The 20605-nt window shown below is 58.6% G+C and carries 17 protein-coding genes and 1 riboswitch; of the genes, 11 read left to right on the top strand and 6 right to left on the bottom strand.

Going from position 1 to position 20605, the window contains the following annotated elements; translation table 11 throughout:
* Positions 1-40: 40 nt before the first annotated feature.
* The gene (locus QEZ52_RS18260) at positions 41-1285 is read left to right on the top strand and encodes an aminopeptidase P family protein (protein WP_406645905.1); all 1245 of its coding nucleotides are present in this window, start codon (positions 41-43) and stop codon (positions 1283-1285) included.
* 135 nt (positions 1286-1420) lie between these two features.
* On the opposite strand, the gene QEZ52_RS18255 is transcribed toward QEZ52_RS18260, so the two are convergent.
* Both QEZ52_RS18255 and QEZ52_RS18250 read right to left on the bottom strand, forming a co-directional pair.
* Positions 1421-2542, bottom strand: coding sequence for a serine/threonine protein kinase (locus tag QEZ52_RS18255; protein ID WP_406645904.1), 1122 nt, complete (start codon positions 2540-2542; stop codon positions 1421-1423).
* A 223-nt stretch (positions 2543-2765) separates the two neighbouring features.
* Positions 2766-3581 (bottom strand): cyclase family protein, encoded by an 816-nt coding sequence (locus tag QEZ52_RS18250; protein WP_406645903.1) that lies wholly within the window; start codon positions 3579-3581, stop codon positions 2766-2768.
* Between the two features lie 242 nt (positions 3582-3823).
* Between QEZ52_RS18250 and QEZ52_RS18245 the strand changes: the two genes are divergently transcribed.
* From QEZ52_RS18245 to QEZ52_RS18200, 10 genes are all read left to right on the top strand, one after another.
* A complete protein-coding gene (locus QEZ52_RS18245; RefSeq protein ID WP_406645902.1) occupies positions 3824-4906 on the top strand; it encodes a hypothetical protein in 1083 nt (360 codons plus the stop codon).
* A 2-nt stretch (positions 4907-4908) separates the two neighbouring features.
* Entirely contained in the window at positions 4909-5193 is a 285-nt protein-coding gene (locus tag QEZ52_RS18240) for a hypothetical protein (protein ID WP_406645901.1), read from the top strand.
* A complete protein-coding gene (locus tag QEZ52_RS18235; RefSeq protein ID WP_406645900.1) occupies positions 5190-6317 on the top strand; it encodes a hypothetical protein in 1128 nt (375 codons plus the stop codon). The genes QEZ52_RS18240 and QEZ52_RS18235 overlap by 4 nt, the downstream gene beginning before the upstream one ends.
* Before the next feature lie 68 nt (positions 6318-6385).
* Entirely contained in the window at positions 6386-8323 is a 1938-nt protein-coding gene (locus tag QEZ52_RS18230) for an ATP-binding protein (RefSeq protein ID WP_406645899.1), read from the top strand.
* A gap of 282 nt (positions 8324-8605) precedes the next feature.
* Positions 8606-9514: a sulfotransferase family protein gene (locus QEZ52_RS18225; RefSeq protein ID WP_406645898.1), complete on the top strand. Its 909-nt coding sequence runs from the start codon at positions 8606-8608 to the stop codon at positions 9512-9514.
* A 312-nt stretch (positions 9515-9826) separates the two neighbouring features.
* Entirely contained in the window at positions 9827-13771 is a 3945-nt protein-coding gene (locus tag QEZ52_RS18220; RefSeq protein ID WP_406645897.1) for a beta strand repeat-containing protein, read from the top strand.
* 451 nt (positions 13772-14222) lie between these two features.
* On the top strand, positions 14223-15584 hold the full coding sequence (locus tag QEZ52_RS18215; RefSeq protein WP_406645896.1) for a DUF6638 family protein: 1362 nt from the start codon (positions 14223-14225) through the stop codon (positions 15582-15584).
* Position 15585: 1 nt separating this feature from the next.
* On the top strand, positions 15586-15855 hold the full coding sequence (locus QEZ52_RS18210; RefSeq protein ID WP_406645895.1) for a hypothetical protein: 270 nt from the start codon (positions 15586-15588) through the stop codon (positions 15853-15855).
* Positions 15856-15867: 12 nt separating this feature from the next.
* A complete protein-coding gene (locus tag QEZ52_RS18205) occupies positions 15868-16512 on the top strand; it encodes a DUF1523 family protein (protein ID WP_406645894.1) in 645 nt (214 codons plus the stop codon).
* Positions 16485-16874, top strand: a complete 390-nt coding sequence (locus QEZ52_RS18200) for a DUF1636 family protein (RefSeq protein ID WP_406645893.1) — start codon at positions 16485-16487, stop codon at positions 16872-16874. Before QEZ52_RS18205 ends, QEZ52_RS18200 begins: the two co-directional genes overlap by 28 nt.
* Positions 16875-17031: 157 nt before the next feature.
* Here the strand turns inward: QEZ52_RS18200 and QEZ52_RS18195 are convergent, their stop codons facing one another.
* The 4 genes from QEZ52_RS18195 to QEZ52_RS18180 all read right to left on the bottom strand — a co-directional run bounded on the left by QEZ52_RS18195 (position 17032) and on the right by QEZ52_RS18180 (position 20527).
* Complete coding sequence (locus tag QEZ52_RS18195) at positions 17032-17559, bottom strand: hypothetical protein (protein ID WP_406645892.1); 528 nt, start codon at positions 17557-17559, stop codon at positions 17032-17034.
* 96 nt (positions 17560-17655) lie between these two features.
* The gene (locus QEZ52_RS18190) at positions 17656-18357 is read right to left on the bottom strand and encodes a CbtA family protein (RefSeq protein ID WP_406645891.1); all 702 of its coding nucleotides are present in this window, start codon (positions 18355-18357) and stop codon (positions 17656-17658) included.
* A gap of 4 nt (positions 18358-18361) precedes the next feature.
* Positions 18362-18538 carry a CbtB domain-containing protein gene (locus QEZ52_RS18185; protein WP_406645890.1) on the bottom strand — a complete coding sequence of 59 codons (177 nt, stop codon included), beginning with the start codon at positions 18536-18538 and terminating at the stop codon, positions 18362-18364.
* 32 nt (positions 18539-18570) lie between these two features.
* A riboswitch (cobalamin riboswitch) is annotated at positions 18571-18776 on the bottom strand.
* 173 nt (positions 18777-18949) lie between these two features.
* A complete protein-coding gene (locus QEZ52_RS18180; protein ID WP_406650559.1) occupies positions 18950-20527 on the bottom strand; it encodes a DUF5928 domain-containing protein in 1578 nt (525 codons plus the stop codon).
* Positions 20528-20605 lie beyond the last annotated feature (78 nt).

Raw genomic sequence — 20605 nt, 5'->3', positions numbered from 1 at the left:
TGAACGCCGGGACCTTTCTTTTTTCGAAGGAGGGTCACTAATGACTGCTATTCCTCGCTACCAAGATCTCAATGCTGCGGCTGCGCGCCCGGATTTTTACCGTTTTCACAACGGTGAAAAGGCTCCTTTGCAGTTTTCCCAAGACGAATATGGCGCCCGCGTTGCGGGTCTGCGCAAGATCATGATCGACCAGGGTGTCGATGCTGCGGTCTTTTCGTCGATGCACAATATCTCGTATTATTCGGGCTTTACCTATTGTGCCTTTGGCCGTCCCTATGCGCTGGTCGTGACGGACACGGCCTGTGTCACCATTTCGGCCGGGATTGATGCGGGCCAGCCGTGGCGCCGCTGTTATGGCGACAACATCACCTATACAGATTGGCAGCGCGACAACTATTGGCGTGCGATCGAAAGCGTGGCCGGTTCGGGCCGGGTGATCGGCTATGAAAGCGACCATCTGAGCCTGATGCAAAAGGCCAAGCTGGATGCGTTCCTGAACCCGTCAAACACCGTCGATCTGTATGCGCCGACCATGGTGCAACGGATGCATAAATCCGCAGCCGAGATCGACATGATCCGGGCGGGGGCTGCGGTGGCCGATGTCGGCGGGTTTGCGATCCGTGATGCGGTCAAGGAAGGCGTGCGCGAGATCGACGTCGCCATGGCGGGGCGCGACGCGATGGAGCTGGAGATTGCCCGGCGTTTCCCGGATGCGGAATACCGCGACAGCTGGGTCTGGTTCCAGTCGGGTCTGAACACCGATGGGGCGCATAACCCGGTCACAGGTCGGGTTCTGGAACGCGGTGACATCCTGTCGCTGAACACGTTCCCGATGATTTCCGGCTATTACACCGCGCTGGAACGCACGATGTTCGTCAAAGAGGTGGATGCGGAGTCGCTGCGCTATTGGGAGGCCAATGTCGGGGCCCATGAATACGGCATGTCGCTGCTGAAGCCTGGGGCGTCCTGCGCAGAGATCACCCATAAGATCAACGACTTCTTTGCCGAGCGCGACATGTTGCAGTATCGCACATTCGGCTATGGTCATTCGTTCGGTGTGCTGTCGCACTATTACGGGCGCGAAGCCGGTTTGGAACTGCGCGAGGACATCGACACGGTTCTGGAGCCGGGCATGGTGATTTCGATGGAGCCGATGCTGACCATCGCAGATGGCAAACCGGGCGCGGGCGGCTATCGGGAACACGATATCCTGGTGATCACCGAAGACGGCAACGAAAACATCACCAAATACCCCTACGGCCCGGAGTTCAACGTGGTCGGCTGACCACAGGACCAAGGGTTTTAAGTAAAACCCTTGGCCAAGAAAATTTTAATTTTCTTGGGTGCGCATGTTGTTGGTGTTGCGCACAAAAAAAGCCGCATCCAGGGATGCGGCTTTTCCAGTCTTTGACCCGGGCCGTTACTGGTTCGGGAAGTAATCTTCGCAGTCGCCGTCGCGATAGACATCCGCGGTGCAGCAGTGCAGACCACCGCCAAACGCATAGGCGTCACGCAGCTCGACCTCGACGACCTCCATGCCCAGTTTGTCCATCTGTTCGGCCTGATAGACTTCGGATTTTTCGACACAGACGGTTTTGGGATCCAGCACCAACACGTTCATCGACAGCCAGGTTGACGAATAGCACAGCGGCGGTGGCGTGTTGTGGGCGGGCTGGGCGGCGTCGACGATGTCCCAGCCGTTCTTGTTGAACATCTCGCGCTGGTCTTCGGGCAGGCGACGCTGGGGGTTGTTGACGATCAGACCGGGGCGCAGCGGCGTGAATGTCGCGTCGATGTGGATCGGGTAGGGGTCACCGGGGAAGTTCACCGTGTGCACACGGTGGTCGGGGAAGTGACGGCGCAGCCATTCGATCCCTTTGAGGTTGGTGGTAAAGCCGTGCTGCACCACCAGGTCCTTGCCGAACCGCAGCACGTCGGCGGCGTCGAACAGGGGTTCTTCTTCGGTGGTGACAAAGAATTTTTCGGCGGCCCATTCCAGGCGCTTGGCGTCACCGATTTTTTCGCTCAGATAATCGGGGTGGTAATCCGCATCCGTCAGGCGCGGTTTTGGCGCGGCCTCGTGGCGGAACCGGGGGTCTTCCTCCCAATATTGTTTCAGCAGGGGACGATAGTTCAGGTATTCGAACCACCGGCACCGATAGGACATCGTTGCTTCCAGCATTTCGCGGCCCACGGTCAGCAACACGTCGCGCGGCGGCATACAGCCGAATTGGCTGTCGGTGTGAAAGTCGGGGGTGGTCACGGGCTGGGCATGGTCAATGGAGACCGGGCGGTCGACCTTGATGTCGCGCTTGCGCAGCTGATCGGCGAAATTGTCCAGCAATTCGTTGGCCCGATCGATGGTTTCCTGCGGGCGGCGGCCCCATTGACCGCGCATGTCGCTGTCTTCGGGGACTTTGGCGTCCAGTGCGGGTTCTTCGGGCGGGATGTGGCAATCATCGGCGCGGCCCACAATCACGTGGCGCAGCGTGTCCCATTCATTCCAGCTTTTGACTTCGGTTTTGTCCGGCGACCAGGCCATGGAGCGCCTCCTGTATTGGGGGAGACGAAAGGCGGGGCCCTCAATCTCCCGATTGAAAGTCCCGGCGTACAGGAGCGTGGGGGCGGGCAAGAGTCGTGCTCTTTGGCGACGCCATCGCCTGTGAGCCCGCACAGGATATAGCACCGTCACCGCGCACGGGGAAGACGATTCCGCGGCCTGAGCGTGCCGCATTCGAGTGCCGCATGTGCGCGGTGTTGGCGGGTCAGACCAGGGCCAGAATGCGGGCTGGTCCGCCTGAGCCGCCTTTGTGTTTTGGTGCGCCGATGACGAGGGTCGCGCCGCTTGCCGGGACCTTGTCCAGATTGGCCAGGTTTTCGATGCCGAACCGGCCAGAGGGCAACCAGGCATAATGCACCGCAAAATCGGCAGAGGGACCGTGATCCAACGACAGGCTATCCACCGCCATCGAGGTCGCGCCGGTTTCATCCATCAGCATCTGGGCGGCTTCGACGTGAAAACCCGGGAAATGCATGGCCTGCCCGTCAAACCCCCGGAACGCGTCGGTGCCGGTTTTGCTGCCCCACCCCGAATGCATGGCAACGCAGGCATTGGCGGGAATGTCGCCATGGGTGCTGATCCAGGATTTGATGTCGTCGGGCGTGACCTGAGCATCTGGGTTTTCGGCGGCTTTGGCTGCGATGTCGATGACACACAGCGGTGCGAGCAGCTGGCTGACCGGGATTTCATCGACCGATGCCCCGTCGGCGGAAAAATGCAGCGGTGCATCAATGTGGGTGCCGGTGTGTTCATTGATCTGAAGATTGAACACGTTGAAGCCGTGCTCCTTGAAATTGAACGGCTGATCGGACGACATGCCGGGCGTTCCGAAATAGGTTGGAAAATCAGCGCTGAGCGTATGGGTCATATCCTGGGCGCTGCCATGGCCCATGGCGAGCGCCGGGGAGGTCTGGGCGGTGCCCAATGTCGCGGCCACACCGGCCATGGCCGCACCTGTGAACAAGGTCCGGCGGGTTATCATTCGGTCTTTTACAGCATTCATGACACAGATGTCGCACATTGAATTTCAAGCTCCTGTTAAAATGACTTCTAGGGACACCTTAACACAGAAAAGCAATTTGGGTGAGACGGGCGCGACCGGGCCATGACAGAGGCGCACGCGCATTCCCCTTTCTTTTCTCATCTGTGTTTGCCACAGTATCTGCGAGTTTGTTTTCGAGATTTCAGCCGCCTGAGGGATGTAAAAGGGATAAACATTTCCTATCTCATAGAGTGCGGCACACGCAGTAACAGGAGGGATTGATGGCCGGGGCCCAGTTCGAGGCAATGATTGCAGAGAGTCAGCGCAAGGTGCGGGAATCACAGGCGCAGATCGAAGGTCTGACCAGCCGGATCGAAAGCGCCCGCGCCAAGATCGAAGCGGGGGAAGACGCCAGTATCGACATCGAAAATGCCACGCTGGAAGACGTACACGCCCATACCGAAGTCATGAACGCCAATATTGCGGAGCTGATCATGGGGCTGGACGATGTGACCAGCGCCTTTTCCAAGGATTTCGACGAAATGCGGTCGAAAACCGGGTGGGAGAGCTTTGTCGGCATCTTTAGCAAGGGCAAATCGGATTCGCTGCGCCAAGAGCGGATGCGCACTGCGAATATCGACGACAAATTGCAGGACCTGATCGCCAAGTCCGACGTCATCGTGCAGCTGTTGCAAGGGCAGCTGTCGGTGCTCGAAGAGCAGCGGGAAAAGGTGCAGACCAACCTGAGTTCAACGTTGGATGACCGCGAAGTCACCGTTTCGGAGCTGGAAAAGGTGCGGGCGGACATTCTGGGTATGGACCCAAAAATCATTGAGCTGGAAAACAAGATTTCCGTGGAACAGGACGCGGCCAGCCGGACCAAGCTGGAAACTGAATTGGCGGCGTTGAATACCCAATACAACACCCTGGTCCAGGACGAGCAGGTCAAATTGGCCAAATCCCAGACGCTGGAACGGTATATCGAAAAGGGCAAGACCTGGGTGGATTCGCTGCAAAATCAGGCGGCGACCCAGTTGGTGCTGATCAACAAGCTGCAGACCGACACGGCCCAGCGGGTGGTGCTGTATGACGCGCTGACCAAATCGCTGAAAACCGCACAGCAGCAGGACATTGCGCATCGCATCAACGAAATCGGCGTGCAGACCGACAAGGAGGCGCAAACCGCCATGGCCGCCATCGGCACCGCGACCAACCAGAAGATGGCCGACATGCTGGAGGCGCATGAGGACCATATGGTGTTCGCGCGCGACGTGTTGGAGAAAAAAGCCAAGGCCGACGAACGGTTCGCCCGCCGGTTTTCGCAGATTGTCGAGAAACACGACAAGAACCTGTATGGGGGGTGAACATGCGCGGTTTGTTGACGGTTTTCAGCGCAGCCGTAGCGCTGGGCGCTGGGCAGGGCATGGCTGAACAATCCTGGAATACGGTCGAAGGCATGTCTTCGGCCAAGCTCGCTGTTGCTGGCGCGGATCTTGTCGGATCTTCGATCGGCCAGACCGAGCGCGGCGAAGTGATCATGACGCATTGGCGTGTCGTGGAGGGGCAGATGGCGGGAAGCTATTTCAGGTGCTTTGAGGTCAAACGCTATCAGGACAAGATCGACGTGGCTTATTGCCAGCGCGCCCAATGACAGACCGCACGCATACGTCTGTGGACCATGCCGGGTTGACCGATACCTTTGCCTCGCGCCGGTATTTTCGCAAGTTCGGGGCGATTACGAGCCATCTGGCGCGGGTGGCGGGGTATATGCAGGCCGATGGTGCGCTGAGCAAGTCGGATGTCAAAGTTCTGACCGGGTATCTGACATCGCTGACTTATACCTTTCGGGCGCTCAGCATGAAATACCTGCTGGTGGGGCGCGAAACGGGACGGTTTTTTGGGTCGCTGGCGATGGACAAACGCGACAGCGGTTTTCCTGTGGTGACAGAGCTGATGACGATGGCCAATGATGCCCAACAGGCGGCCCGGCATCTGGAGAACATGCCGTCGGAAAGCGATCTGAAGGACCAGATGGCGCGCACCATCATTTCGGACCGGGAGCTGCCGACCAAGCTGCAATTCGCGCTGTCGCAGCGGCTCTATTATCAGGAGCTGCTCAGGGCGGATCTGTTCTGGTCCCGCAATGATCCGGTTTGTGAATGGTTGGGCAATGATGGGGACAGGCGGCGGTTCCTGTTGCATTGGGCGGTCTATGACAGCCAGATCAACCTGCCGGTCATTTACATGATGGAGCTGGAAGATTCCGGCAAGGTGGCGCTGCCGAAAGATCAACGCCGCTGGCCCGAAGTCCAGGCGCATCTGATGGCGCAATCCCTGGGAGCGCTGAAGCTGGTGACGATTGCCAAGGGGTTTGATGGCGATTTTGATGATCTGCACCCCAAACGGCTGCGCCGGTTGCATGTGGGGCCGATGTACAGTTCGGCCTATACCGAACAAAGCGGACCCCTGCGGCAGGTTCTGGCACAGGCGCAGGCCCCGGAGGGGCAGGATTGGGCCCTGGCGTGGACATTGGAAGAGCTGGAAAGCGAACGGGTGAACGAAGAGCGCGCCGGGTGGTTTTCGACCGTGGAACGCGAAGTGTTTGCGTTGGACCCGTTTGGCGGTCGCGGTGCGGACACCGGGGCGACCCGCACACAGCGGTCAATCATTGTGCCGCAACGCCCGTTTCAGGTGCTGGTGGACCTGAACCCGCCGGGCTTTGCCGATGTGCGCAAATACGTGGTGAGCGCAGCAGGCCAGGTGTTGCGATATTGATTGGTCCTGCCGGACCAAGCCTCCGGCGGGAGTTTTTTGAGCGAGATGAAGAGGAGGGGCGTTACCTCATGAGCCTGACATCCGATCAGATGGAATTGCGCGAAGACGACATTCGCGCGCATTACGATGCCGCCGCCGCCCTGTTGGATGGCTTTGATCACACGCCGCGCATCGCCAAAGCGCGCACGCCCGCCAAGGCCGAGCAACGCAGTTCCGGCATTGCCCCCCGGCGCCGGTTTCGATCCACGACACCGGGTCTGGTCACCCGGTCGACCGCCCGACCCGAAGGGGTCCATCTGATCGAGCGGATCGAGGCCGCGGACGGTGGTGATCCCTTGACCTCGCCGCTTCAGGCCACGGTCATGCACAGCCTGCGCCGGGCGTTGGCGATTGCTCTGGCGATGGGGGAACAGTTTTGCGATGCCTCTGGGCTGGGCGATCTGAAACGGGCCAATTTGTCCGGTGCCCTGGCCGCGGACCGCAAGTCGGAGTTCGGTGATCTTCTCAGCGCCGAGGCGCTGGTTGTGGCCCATGTCTGGGCCAATGCGGTGGCGTTTTTGCTGGCCCCGCATCTGGGAGAAACGCAGGTCGAAACCGGGGAAGCCGAAGAGTTTCTGACGGATAACGCCCAGCTCGCGTTGCATGGGGCGCTGTGGGAGGTTGACCAGAAGCTGGCGCTTTATGCGCAGGACGATGCCCAGATGGCCGCCACCGTGGCCGCCTATGGCGAACAGGTGATGGAAAAGGCCGCGCTGAGGGCACAGACCGCCCCGCGTCTTGTCCCGTTTACCGGGGCGGCCTGGCGGATCGAGGCGGATGATCTGACCCTTCGCGGGTTCGAACCGGCAACCAAAGCCAAATCCACCACGTTGACCATGACGTTCAAAAAACCGCACGAGGTGGTGGGCAACCATATCGCCAAATATCAGGCCATGCGTTTGGCCAAGATGTTGATGGCCTATGATTTCGACCGTCGAATGAACCCGTTTGCCGAACTGGGCGGCTTCATTTTCACCTTTATGGGCGATGGCAAACCGGGGACGGGCAAGACCACCTTGATCCAGATGATGGCCGGGCTGATCAATGAGTATTGCAAGGTCGCGGGCTATCCGTTCCGCTATCAGAACCTGAGCACCGAAAACATCGACAGTTATCAGGGGAAATCCGGCCAGAACGCCAAGGCGTTCATCAACACGATCCTTGACCCCGCAGCGATCGGGTTCGGCACCATCGACGATATCGACCAATTGGCCGGCAAACGCGGTGATCGTCAGTCATCGGCCGGGCAACTGGAAATCACCGCCGTTCTGATGGAGAGCTTTGCCGGGGCCAATACCGTAGTGCGGGGCAATTGCACGTTCGGAATGTTTTCGAATTATCCTGAAAACGTCGATGATGCCCTGCGTCAGCGCGCCGGGGCACGGTTTCTGGTTGATGGGCCGCAAACGCGCGAGGATTACATCGACATCCTCAACCTGTTGATGGGCCGCAACCACGACATCCCGCTGGGCGAACACGATGCCTATGCCGCGCAGGAAATCAAAAAGGCCGTCGCCCGCAGCTTTGCCGCCCATTCCAGACCGCAGGAGGCCGGGCTGATGGCGGTCTTTGACAGGGTCCATGATCAGATCGGTGACCTGGATACGATTGCCAAGCTGGGAACCTATCTCAAGGCCATTCAGGATGCCGACGACCGATTTACCGGTCGTGCGATCAAGAATATCACCGATGCGGTCAAGGTCCGGGCGATGGATTTCGAGCTGCCGGACGCGTGGATGGAAAACCCAGAACTGTTTCTGTTCCGCGACTATGACACCAAAATGGCCATGATTTCGGAGCTTCGGGTTCCGATCACTGTCGAAATGGTGATCCAGGAAATCAATCGCTATGCCGATAGCGAATTCCGTTATGCCGATAAATCAGACGAGGTTGCGATCGAGTCGATGGTGCGGGATTTTGGCCGTCAGGCAGAGGCCAAGCGGCGCTATTTGGGGAGCACCTCCTGAGCTGCTGCCGCTGTTGTTTCGGGCCCGTGCGCGCCAGGGCCGTTGCATAAAGGCGGTGCAACAAAGGGGAGGAATAAAACCTGCCGGGGTCAACAAAACGGATAGGGCCGCGTGGCAATTGCCGAATTTGGATGCGCCGGTCTTTTTGATCTAAGAAATTGCGACTGTATCCGGTCCGATGTACAATTTTTAGAATGAGTTGAACCGATGAACAGACAATTGGTCAGGTCCAATTCGGTTTCGGTGACATCTGAATTTGGCACCGTTGAAATGAGAAGAAAAATGGACAATAGACAGTTTCACTTTATTTCTGGATTGCCACGTTCGGGGTCCACATTGGCCGCTGCGACTTTGCGCCAGAACCCACGGTTTCATGCCGGAATGACAAGCCCGATTGCCAGCCTGTTCGACGGCATGATTGCGCAGGTTTCGGCGGGAACCGAGCTGAGCACCATGGTGACCCAGGCCCAGCGGGCCAGATTGCTGCGCGGGCTGTTCGACAGCTATTATGCCGAGCAGACAGAAGAGGTGATTTTTGATACCAACCGGGCATGGACCGCAAAGCTCCCCGCGCTGTTGCAGGTTTTTCCCAATGCAAAAGTTGTGTGTCTGGTCCGGGATGTGGCGTGGATCATGGATTCGATGGAACGGCAGTTCCGCCAGAATGCATTTGAACACACGCGTCTTTTTCAGACAGAGGGGGAGCGATCGACCGTTTATACGCGGACTGCCGCGCTGGCACAGGCCAACAGTCTGGTTGGTTATCCGTGGCACGCCCTGAGAGAGGCGTGTTATTCCGAATTTGCGGATCGTTTGGTTATCGTTGAATACGACCTGCTTGTGCATCAACCGGCCCAAGTCTTTCAGTTGATTTATGAATTTCTGGGTGAAGACCCGTTTGAACATGATTTCAAGGCCATAGACTTTGATGCTCCGACCTTTGACCAGACCCTGGGTCTGGACGGGCTGCATCGTGTCCACCCTGAGGTGAAACCCCGCCCGCGCGAAACCATCCTGCCCCCGGATTTATTCGAACGATATTCGCAACAGGCGTTTTGGCAGGATTTGCAGAAATCCAGCGCGTTTCGAATTGTTTCGAATCCGCCCGAAAACCGGGAGCCATCCGCGGACACACGGCGGAAAGCTGGGACTGCTGTCTTTCCTGACCGTCCGGGCGTCATTGATCCATAGAGATTTTGGATGGGGCCGCGCCGGGAGGCGGCTGGCGTCAAAGGGATTAAACGGCCAATATCAGCGGGAAAATCACGGTGAAGTGCGACACTGGGCAGGCTGTTATATTTGCCGATACAGTGATATATTTCTGATTGAATCGGGTCGGTGAGACTGCCTACATAAATAGTTTGTAAAATAAATGGCCGGACATGCGCGGCTGGTTGACAGAATTGAATGCGGCGCTTTCAATTGCGGCGGGGTGCACAGCGGAATTAACGCGCGTCCAATATTTTTTGCAATTCGTTTTGACCCGTAAAAATCGGAGACCAAATGGCTTCTTTCGTTGTTACAACACATCTGGATACGATCGACGCGACAGACGGGGTGACGTCGCTGCGCGAGGCCGTGCAGCAGGCGGAAACGTCATCGGGGGCGGATCTGATCGAATTTGATGCGCTGTTGGCCGGCGAAACCATCACGTTGTCTCTGGGGCAATTGGACATTGCCCAGGATGTGACGCTGGACGGTGGACTCAATGACGTTCCCGGTGCCGATATCACCTTGCAGGGCAGCGGCTCTGACCGGGTTTTGAATATCGTCAGCGGCGCGGTCACGTTGACGGAAATGACCGTCGCTGGGGGGCATGCAGACTCCGGTGGTGGCATTGCCATTTCCGAAGACGCCACCGTGATCCTGAGGGACAGCACGGTTCGCGACAGTACTGCGGTCACTGCGGGCGGCGGGATTCGAAATTCGGGCAACTTGACGCTCGAGTCGAGCACGGTTTCGGGCAATACGGCCGACCTTGGGGGCGGCGGCATTTCCAACAGCGGCACGCTGAGCCTGACCAATACCACGATACAGGGCAATGCGGCGCGCGATGGTGGCGGGATTTACAATTCCGACGTTGTGTCGATGTTCCACACAACGATTACCGGGAACACGGCAACCGGTTTTGGCGGTGGCCTGTATACGGGTGGGACCTATGTTTCGGGTCGTGCGGATGCGACGAATACCATCATTCTGGGAAATTCAGCGGCAACTGGCAGCGAGTCATATGGCGATGCCTTTGCAATCCGGGATGGTACCATTGTTTCGGGTGTCGTATCGGACGTGTTTCAGTCTCTGGACGCCAATGGTGGCGGGGCGCTTGCCGATAATGGCGGGCCGGTTCAGACCGTCGCTCTGAAGGAGACGGCGGACAATCCCGCCATAGATGTTGGCGACGCGATCACGGGTTTGGACCTGGACGCGACGGGTGCACCGCGCGTCATTGATTATTTTGGGGTGGATAACGGTGGGGTTGCCGATTCAGGTGCTGTCGAGGCACAGGGTGATTTTCCGCCTGTCGAACCGGGCAGCCTGACGGTTACGACCGCGTTGGATGTGGTCGACCCCTTTGACAATCAGACGTCGTTGCGAGAGGCGCTTGCCTTTGCTGATCTTGACCCGGATCACAGCGTAATTTCTTTTGCCTCCGGGGTCGGCGAAGCGTTTGAAAATGACACGACAATTGTTTTGGATGGCACGCCTTTGGTGTCGTCGTCCAGCATCACGCTTAGCGGGGATTTTGACGGGGATGGCACGGCCGATCTGACGTTGGACGGCAATGGCGGTTATACGGCGCTTGAAAGCAGCGGCGACGTCGTGTCGGTCAGCGCGATCAATGTGACCGGTGCGGGAAACGGTCTGGTTTTCAACAGTGTTGAAACCCTGAGCCTTTCAAACCTGACCCTGTACGGGAATGACAATTCTGGTTTGCGCCTGTACAACTGCGACACGGCAACCGTCAGCAACAGCGAGATGTTCGACAATGGCGGGGCGGGTTTGTCCGTGTTCAGTTCCTTTGGCTATGGAGGGGCGACCGATCTGCATGTGAACGATGTTGTCAGCAGAAACAACGAGGGCAACGGGCTGAGCGTCCACGGGAACTTTGGATCCGGGTATTACCCGACAAGAGCAACGGTTCAATTGACCAATGTCTCAAGCCTGTCCAATGGTGGCAGCGGTGTTTTTGCCGGACAAGTCGCCAGGGTGTACTTTGATGGCAGCACGTTGTCAGGCAACCAGAATGGCGGTGTTTTTACCGATCGCAGCGCCTATGTCTATCTGACCGACAGCACCGTGTCCTCCAACGTCAAAGGTGGTTTGGGCGGCGGCGGTGCCTATAATCTGGGGCGTTTGTTTCTCATGAATACCACGGTTGCGGATAATGCTGCCGATGGCGATGGTGGCGGAATTCACAATCGGGGAAGCCTGACGCTTCAAAACAGCACCGTGACCGGAAATTCGGCAACGCAGAGCGGCGGCGGGATTTATAATCTGCCGTCAAAGACGTCCACTCTGACGTTGTCTCTGGTTCTGGGGAATTCTGCGGGCACGGACGCGGAAATTGCCGGTGACATCACGCAGGAGGGCCAGAACCTGGTGGGTGGGGACGCACAACAGGTGTTTGCTGCCGTGGGACCCGACGGCGGTGGTGTCCTGGCCGACAATGGCGGGCCGGTTCAGACGGTCGCGTTGAACCCCAGTGTCACCAATCCGGCGCTGGATTTGGGCAGGCAATTCGAAGGCGTGGAGACCGACGCCACCGGCGCGCCGCGCGCCATCAATTTACCCGATGTGGACAATGGCGGTATCGTCGACCTGGGAGCCTATGAGCTGCAGGCGGTGTCCGCTGCGCCGGAAGGTGGGGTTGTCATTGACGGTCTGCCCCCGGTGCAGGGGCGGACCCTGGTGGCCGACATTTCATCGGTCCGCGATGCGGATGGGATCGTGGCGGGCACCGAAGGGTTCCAATGGCAACGCGACGGTGTCGATATCGACGGCAGCACCGGATCCAGCCATGTCCTGACCCAGGAGGACGTCGGTTCACGCCTGTCCGTGGTCTATACCTTCACGGACAGCCTTGGTGCCCATGAAACCGTGACCAGCGCGCCGACGTCGGCTGTTGCGGATGTGAATGATGCGCCGGTTGGAGCGGTTGTGATCAGCGGCACGGCCGAGCAGGGGGGGACGTTGACGGCGGATCCTTCTGGTGTGAGCGATGCGGATGGGATCAATGCGGCGACCCTGTCGGGTCAGTGGTTGCGCGATGGTGTCGCGGTGGCTGGTGCGACGGCGACGACCTATGCGCTGACGCAGGCTGATGTGGGGGCGCAGATGTCGTACCGCTTTGGCTATACCGACAATGCGGGCACGGCTGAAACCGTGACCAGCGCGGCGACGGTTGCGGTTGCCAATGTCAACGATCTGCCAACCGGGGCCGTGACGATTTCGGGCGGCACCAAAAGCGGCGATACGCTCACTGCGGATACGTCGGGGGTTGCGGATGCCGACGGGATCAACGAATCGACCGAAGCCGGACAATGGCTGCGGGATGGCACCCCGATTGCGGGTGCCACCAATGAAACCTACACCCTGACATCCGACGATGTGGGCCGCCAGATTTCGGTTGTGTTCACCTATACGGACACCTTTGGAACGGATGAAAGCGTCACCAGCGCTGCCACAGGTCCGATCACGCCAGGCGCGTTGAACCTGACGGGGACACCGGGGCGCGATGTTCTGATCGGGGCCGAAGGCAACGACACGATCACCGGTCTGGGCGACAACGACCGTCTGGTCGGGAATGCCGGCAATGACATCATCAACGGGGGTGATGGCGCCGATACGCTGAACGGTGGCGAAGGCAATGACACCATTCAGGGCGGGGCCACGGATGCTGACCTGCGCGATGTGGTCTTTGCCGGAGCGGGCGATGACAGCGTGGACGCGGGCGCGGGCAACGACCAGGTGTTTGGTCAGGAGGGCAACGATACCATCGCCGGTGGCGCGGGTGTTGATGACCTGCAGGGCCAGGACGGCGATGACGTGATCACCGGCTCGGCGTTTTCCGATCTGGTGTTTGGCGGCGCGGGCAATGATTTTGTCAACGGCGGCTTTGGCAGCGACCGGATCAATGGCGGCTCTGGCGCGGACAAGTTCTTCCATGCCGGTGTCGAGGGCCACGGATCGGACTGGCTGCAGGATTACCTGTCCACCGAAGGCGACGTGCTGTTTTGGGGCGGTGTCCCCGCCACGGCGGGCGACTTCCAGGTCAACCTGGCCCATACCGCCAATGACGCGGGCGAACGGTCAGGCGATGACACGGTGCAAGAGGCGTTCGTGATCTACAAACCCACCGAACAGATCATCTGGGCGCTGGTCGATGGCGGCGGTCAGAGCGCGATCAACATCCAGATCGGAACGGACACATTCGATCTGTTGATCTGAGGATGTAACCTGTCACACTTGGCCCGCTGTAAACCACCCCACCACCGCCACCTACTGCGCGTCCCTGGGTGGGCTGTCTTGTCTCAATACGGCGCGCAAAGGAGGAACCGCAGTACCAAGCCATAGGGCAAAGCGTGCGGCGAAAAGATGCGTTGCCTTGTAATCCACTCTTTGAATTCATTTATTTCAGGAACATGAAACGTCAGATGCGGCGACCGGACAGAGATGTTGCCCCGAACGTCCAACCCGCGTTGCCGCGTTCTGAGAAGGTTTGCGTGGTGCAAAATTGGGATTGAGCGCCAGACTGTGATGTATCATTTGGGTCTGTGGTTCGTTTAGACTGGGCTGGTGGTAGATTGGGTGCCGCAGCGGTCCCTTTTCAGGGGCTGGTTGAATTGGAGAACAGGCGTAGGGCCATTTTACGCCGGGACATTTCTGAAGGGAAAGCAAAGTGAAACGTCTCATCCAGACCGGGTTGATGTTTGGTAACCTGATCCATGTCTCAAGCCCTGCCCTGATCGACCGTTACAATCGGGCACTGGAGCATTTGTCCGGCAAGCAAACCGGGCTTGGCGATTTTCACGTCGACATCTCCGGGTTTTCGCCCGAGATCGCGCAGGAGCTGGGCGATCCGCTGTATCTCAATCCCAATGGGGTCAATCGGCAGTTCATTCTGCTCACACCCGAACAGAAGAATGCGCCGCTGCTGGACGCGAAATTTTCGACCAGCCGGGATATCCTGCAGCAGTTCATCGCGCGCAATCTGGCACAGCTGTTTGCCCTGACCGCCACAGATGCCGTGGCGGGCGAACTGGTCAATTCGGTGTTCAGCGTTGAGACACCTGCGCGCCTGTTCGACATCCGTCAGATCCGGGTCGAGGCCGACACGACCAGGGGAACCATTGCCCAGGCCGATCACCTTGCCGGGCTGGTCGAACGGTTCAAGACCGAAGAGGATGGCTGGTTTGACGATGTATTGATCGCCGAAATGATTGAAACGGCCAAGCAGACCGGTGATGTGTCCCGCAACCCTGTGCACCTGAAGCATGAAACATTCGAGCAGCGCAATTTCTGGACGGCGCATTTCGGCGGGATCTATCTGTTTCAAGGGGTGGACCACCCCGCGATGATCACCAGCGGGCCACGGCCGACAGAGGAGCTGCCGATCAAATACGTCTTTGACATGAGCGACCGAAACCGGATTGCCAAATTTCTGGACTATAATGGGTTGGCCGAACCGGTGGTCAAGGCGCGCGGTGTGGATGGTGCGGCGATCCTGCGCCAAAAGATGGATTTCATTGTCGCGGATACGTTGAGCCGCAAGGGCCTGAATCTGACCGGGCGGTCGCGATCGGATTTGCGGCGGCTGGCGCGGGCGCATGTTGGAGAATTGCCGGTCGAATACGATCTGTTGGCTGCCATGGTCCGTTGGGCGGAAACCGGCGGCGGGTGGCCGCGGGTCAGTTCGGATCACCCCGGGTATTTTTATACGTTGCGCGCTGCGGACACGCCGGATCGGGATCTGGTCAATATGCTTTTGGCAGAGCTATGTCCGTTGGACATCCGCCAATTGTTCATTTGCCACAAACCCCTGTTCTACGAATCCTACAGCACCTGGCCCGAGCCCAAGAAAGCCTATGTTGCAGAGTTTCTGGCCTCGGAATATGCGGTGGACAAGGCGGGCGCGCGCGCGGCACTGTTTGGACATGAACCCGACATGAGCGGCCGCACCCCGGAGCCGCCCCCAAAGCCGGGACGTCGCGATGACCTGATCGACCGCGTCGGTCCCTGGGGTGCTGTAAGGAGACGTTGAGATGTTTGCGCTGTTTCGCCTGCTTGTTGTCCTGCTGTTCATTCAGACGATTGCCTATATCGGGTTGTCGCTCTATTCCCGGTCGGTGCGCAAAGGCAAGCTTGAGGCGCATTGGGACAAGAAGGACGCCATGAAGGGCGACAAGGATATCTTTGTTGAACGCGGGTTGAAACGCTATGATGCCTCGTTTCGCCGCAAGCTTATTCTCGGGGTCTATATCGTGCCGTGGGCGGGTATCGTGGCCTTGATCTATATTCGGAATTTTATGTGAGGACCTCAAACCATGGTCTATATCAAATGGGCGATCATTCTGCTTTTCTGGGGCACCGTCGGGTCAGTCCTGCATTATGCGCTGCCCAGTCATGACACGGTGCGGATCGTCAATACCTATGAAGAACGACAGGAGCTGAACGACTGGACCCGGATGTTTTGGGCGGTTCCGGATGATCAGTCGGTGAACCTGATCAGCCGCGACGTTCAATTCATTCAGGCGGTGAGGCCCAGCAACCGGGCAATTGTCTATCGCAACGAAGATACCGGGTGGGGCTGGCCGTTCTATTTCAAGTTCGACACCGCCAACCTGTATACCGAAGCGAATGACCGGATTTCGACCAAATCGGATCCCGAGTGGGTGTCGGTCATGCATTATGGCTGGCGCAATGAATTCCTGTCGATCTTTCCGAATGCGATTTCGATCAAACCTGTGGCGGGGCCCGATCACAGCCCGGTCAACTGGTTCAATATCGTCTTTCTGACGATTCTCGCTGGCATTGTCTGGGCGATCTGGGTGCGGTGGCGCCGGTTCCGGCAGGCCCGTATTGATCCGATGATCGAGGATGTCGAAGACAGTCTTTATGCGGCGGGGGATGCGATTTCGGAACGCCGGGGCCGGATCCGTCGGTGGCTGGACAGCTGGAAGTCGAAGTAAGCGACCCGATGACAGAGATCCGAACTCAGGTGCAACTGGTGCTGTGCACGACCTGCAAGTCGGCAGCGGACCGGTCGTTTCGCGACGGGTTGCAGGCGGCGCTGGACCTGCGTTGGCCGGGACAGGTTCAGCTGTGCGATCAGGCGTGTCTGAATGGATGTGCCAACCCGACCACGATGGCGTTGCAGGGGGCAGGGCGGGCCACCTATTTCTTTGCAGGTGTTCAGCCCGAGACGGATCGGTCGGATATTCTGGAAACGGTCGGGGTCTATCTGGACGCCCCCCAGGGGTGGATTGAGGATGCGCGCCCTTGTGGTCGGTTGCGCTTTTGCCTGAAGGGGCGGATCGCGGCCCTGTGCTGAGACTGGGCAGCCCCGGGGGGCTCCCGCCCGGTCCAGACGCATCAGAGATGCGCCAGGACCCGTTGGGCCAGGCACCGCCTGACCCGGTAAACCGGCCCAGGCGGTGCCTGATCGCGCGCGACAGACGGCAGCACGGGGCGGCAACGTTGCGGAGTGATCAGTTCTCGATTGTCAGCGTCTGGCTCAAAGGTGTGGCACCCACGGCAAGCATCTTGTGATCATTGCTGTTCAGGGTCACTTTGACCTCGACCTGGCCTTTGGGCAGGGCAGACAGATGCAGCCAATCTGCGTAATAGCGGCCCAGTTTGACGCCATTTATGTAAACGTGGGCATGCCCTTCGCCCTCTACATGTGCGGTCGAGGCGTTTTCAGGTGCAAAGCGGAAATTTTCTGTCTGGATGTTGAGATTCCAGCCAGCGGCAGGATCCTTGTGCACGGCGAGCGTCAGCGTTGGTGCCGCGCCGTCGTCCGCGACAGACACCATTTCGTCGTGGTTGTGGCCGGATCCGTGCCCAGATCCGTTCCCAGAGGTCGCGTCGGCATGTTGTGCTGTTGAGCCGCCGTGCTGGCCGGGGTCGCCATGGTCGTGGCCGTCAAAAGTGATCCCATTTCCGGCGGCAATGGTGAAGCCGATGCCGCCACCAAAAACGAGGCCGATCAGCAGGAGAGGAATGGAGCGATCCATGGTATTTGGTCCTTGGGGTCCGAAAAAATGAGACGAGCGCCCCCAAAGAGTGGCGACGCTCGCAGAGCGATAGGGACCGGCGGTCAAATCCGCGATTTAGGCGGCCTGACCATTGGCCGAGCCTGTGCCTTCGCGTTGCCAGAAGTATCCGGCCAGACATCCGAGCAGAACCCAGGCAACCATGCCAACGCCAAAGGCGCGTGCGGCAAAATGGGCCCCGATTTCCGTTGGGACAGGACCGGTAAACACCGCAGGCTCCGGTGCGCCGATCACATGCGGTGCCAGCAACAGGATCGCAGCAGCCCCCCAGGCGGTCCAGGATTTGCCAAAGGCAATCAACCACATGGCCAGGGTCGCAGTCAGCACCGTGGCGAACCACCAGATCTGGCGGTCACCAACGTCGGCGGCGGCAACACCGGGAACTTCTGGGGCAAGCGAAAACCCGGGTGCGAAATGCACAGCGACAAAGCCCGCGACACCCCACATCAGACCTGTGCGCCCATTGATGGTGGCACCGCGCTCTTCGGCCTGGGACATCAGCGCCACCAGAACCATAGCATAGCCGGAGTAGACAAGCATGGTAAAGACCACGCTCAACCCGTCGCGCACGGCTTCAAAACCGCTCACGTCCTGATGCGCCGACACCGTTGATGACGACCCGAAATGAACCAGATCCCCCCCTTCGTACAGCTCGGCATGCAGCAGAACAGGCTGTACAAAATACAACTGCAGCAGGGCGGTTATCAGCCCTGCTGCAGCACCAGCGAACAACGCGCTGGTCAAAATCCGTGTGAACATCAGCTTAGTGGCAGGGGAAGCCGGTCGCGTGACGCACGTCATGGGCTGCATCGTGCAGGGTCGACGCCTGAACGTGGCCGGTGATCGACACGATGGCCAAACCGATCAGAGCTGCAAAAACAGCAATGCCAAAACCGGCTTTGCTGTGGGACTGGGAAACGGTGGTCGCTTGCGCGTTCATTTTGTCTTCTCCTTGCCGTCGCACCCGACGGTGTTGTACGTTCGTTACCCGGCAGGTCTCCTGGCTCGCGGATCATGGCGCTTTGCCCGCCTTCCCCGATCCAAAAGGATCAAGTGGCAATTGGACAGGCGCTCACCGCTTACAGTCGCGGGGGCGGCTCCGGAATGACAGCGTTGCGGCCGTGACACCGGATTCCCTTTGGCAGCCGAAATCCGGCGCCGGATCATTCAGTGTTAGCGTATCCTCTTGTCCCTTGCAAAGTCCAATTGCGAAGACTCCGGGTCGGGAAGCGACCAAGCGGTTGTTGGCCGTGCCGCAAAGCCAATTCCGCAGGATGTTTTGCGACGTGGAGCGGGTTTTGCGGCGGGCGAGGGCGGGCGATTCTGCCCCCGCGGGCAAGAAACCCGCCGGTCAATCCGCGAACAAATGGTCGGTTTGGGCCAGGCGCAGGGCCTGATCGGGCGGGATGGTCAGGAAGTCCTGGAATTTGCCCGCATTCTCTTCCGGGCTGTCGGACTGGTGAACCCGATAATGGCGGGCAAAGCCGGCATCGCGGATGCGATCGGCCTCGTGCACGATGTCATTGCGGATTGTGGGAAGCAGCCGTTCCAGCGTGGCCTGCGGCGTGCGTTCGCCTGCCAACCCCACACGGTGCGCATGCCCGATCAGATATTCATCGGTGAATTCACATTCCACGTGCAGCATCCGGGTGACGGAGCGGTCCGAAAAGAAGTCGTGCAGCAAGTCCAGATTGGACGGGTCCATGCAGACCAGCAACCGATCAGTTTCATAATATTCAAATAACATGCGCATCAGGGCGCGCCGATGCCGGGTCCGTTTTTCCAGCGACGACTGGATACCCCCAAGATCGGGGAGAGGGGTGCCTTCTTCGTTGAACAGGTATTCAATGCAGGGAATGTTGGTCACATGACGGATTTGTTCCAGGATCCGTTTGGAGACATGCCATTTCTTGCACACGACGATCAGGAGTTCGCGTTCACGCCCAAGCGTGCTTTCCGTTTCCCAGAACCGCATGGCAAACCGGCGTCCGATCCGCCCCTTGCCGGACAGGAATTTATACAGGCTGCGGCCTTCGTTCGAAATCTGGAAATCGACATCATGCGCCGCATACAGTCGCCCGAGTCGGGCCTTGAGCTCGACCGCTTCGGGGCTGATCTTGCGCGCGAACAGGAAATCCTGGCTGAGCAGCAAGTCATAGTGATCATTATGGAAATTCACCGGCATTCCATAGTCGGTGAACATCAGGAACGTCAGTGTGCGCGCCTGGACTTCGGTTTCTGGTACCAGATGGCGTACAAGCGTCTGAAAAAACGTCTCATCCGGAATCCAGGTTGTGCGAAAGAAACGCATGACGTCTTTTCTGGTGCGGGTGAATTCGAGAATCCATTCGACCGTGCGCCGACGCAGGCACCACCATTGGGATCCGATTTGCACCTGGATATCATGCGGGATCTCGCGCGAAACACCCAATCGTTTTTGCAGATTGAATGCGGCATAGAACAGTTTCTTGTGCGTGCGTTCATTGAAGTAATGGCGATAGGTCAGCCGTTCTTCCTTGATCCCGGTCTTTATCCAGTCGCTTTCGAAAAAATCGAAACTCTCGATAAAGTCGTAATCGTTGCTGTCCAGAAAATGATGCGCATATTCTGCGGTCTTGATTGCCATGCAATCGCCGGACAACATGTAGAAATGGGTCGCACGGGGGAATTCCTCGACGGCCGCCTCTACGGCATAAAGCGTCGCTTGAACCAGGGACCATGCCCCCCAGCCGCATTTGATCCGCTTGCGGGAAAAGGTGACATTGGGGTTGTCTGCCAGAGCCTCGCGGATCAGCTTGTAAGCTTCGGGTTTGGCACGGGCATCGAAGTGAATTGCCATGTAGTCACCGGCCGCCGTCAGGCGTTCGGCTTGCTTCACAATGGCCTCAGGGTCCTTGTGGCAAAGCAGGATATAGGCGATTTTTGCCATCTCGGAAACGAAGCACTCCGGTTTCTTGTCATTGTTTACCTTGATAAAGGTTGAGAGTGATTGAATAAACAAGATAAT

Source organism: Aliisedimentitalea scapharcae (assembly GCF_045277565.1).
GTDB classification, from domain to species: domain Bacteria; phylum Pseudomonadota; class Alphaproteobacteria; order Rhodobacterales; family Rhodobacteraceae; genus Aliisedimentitalea; species Aliisedimentitalea scapharcae.
This window is presented reverse-complemented; position numbering and strand designations above follow the sequence as displayed.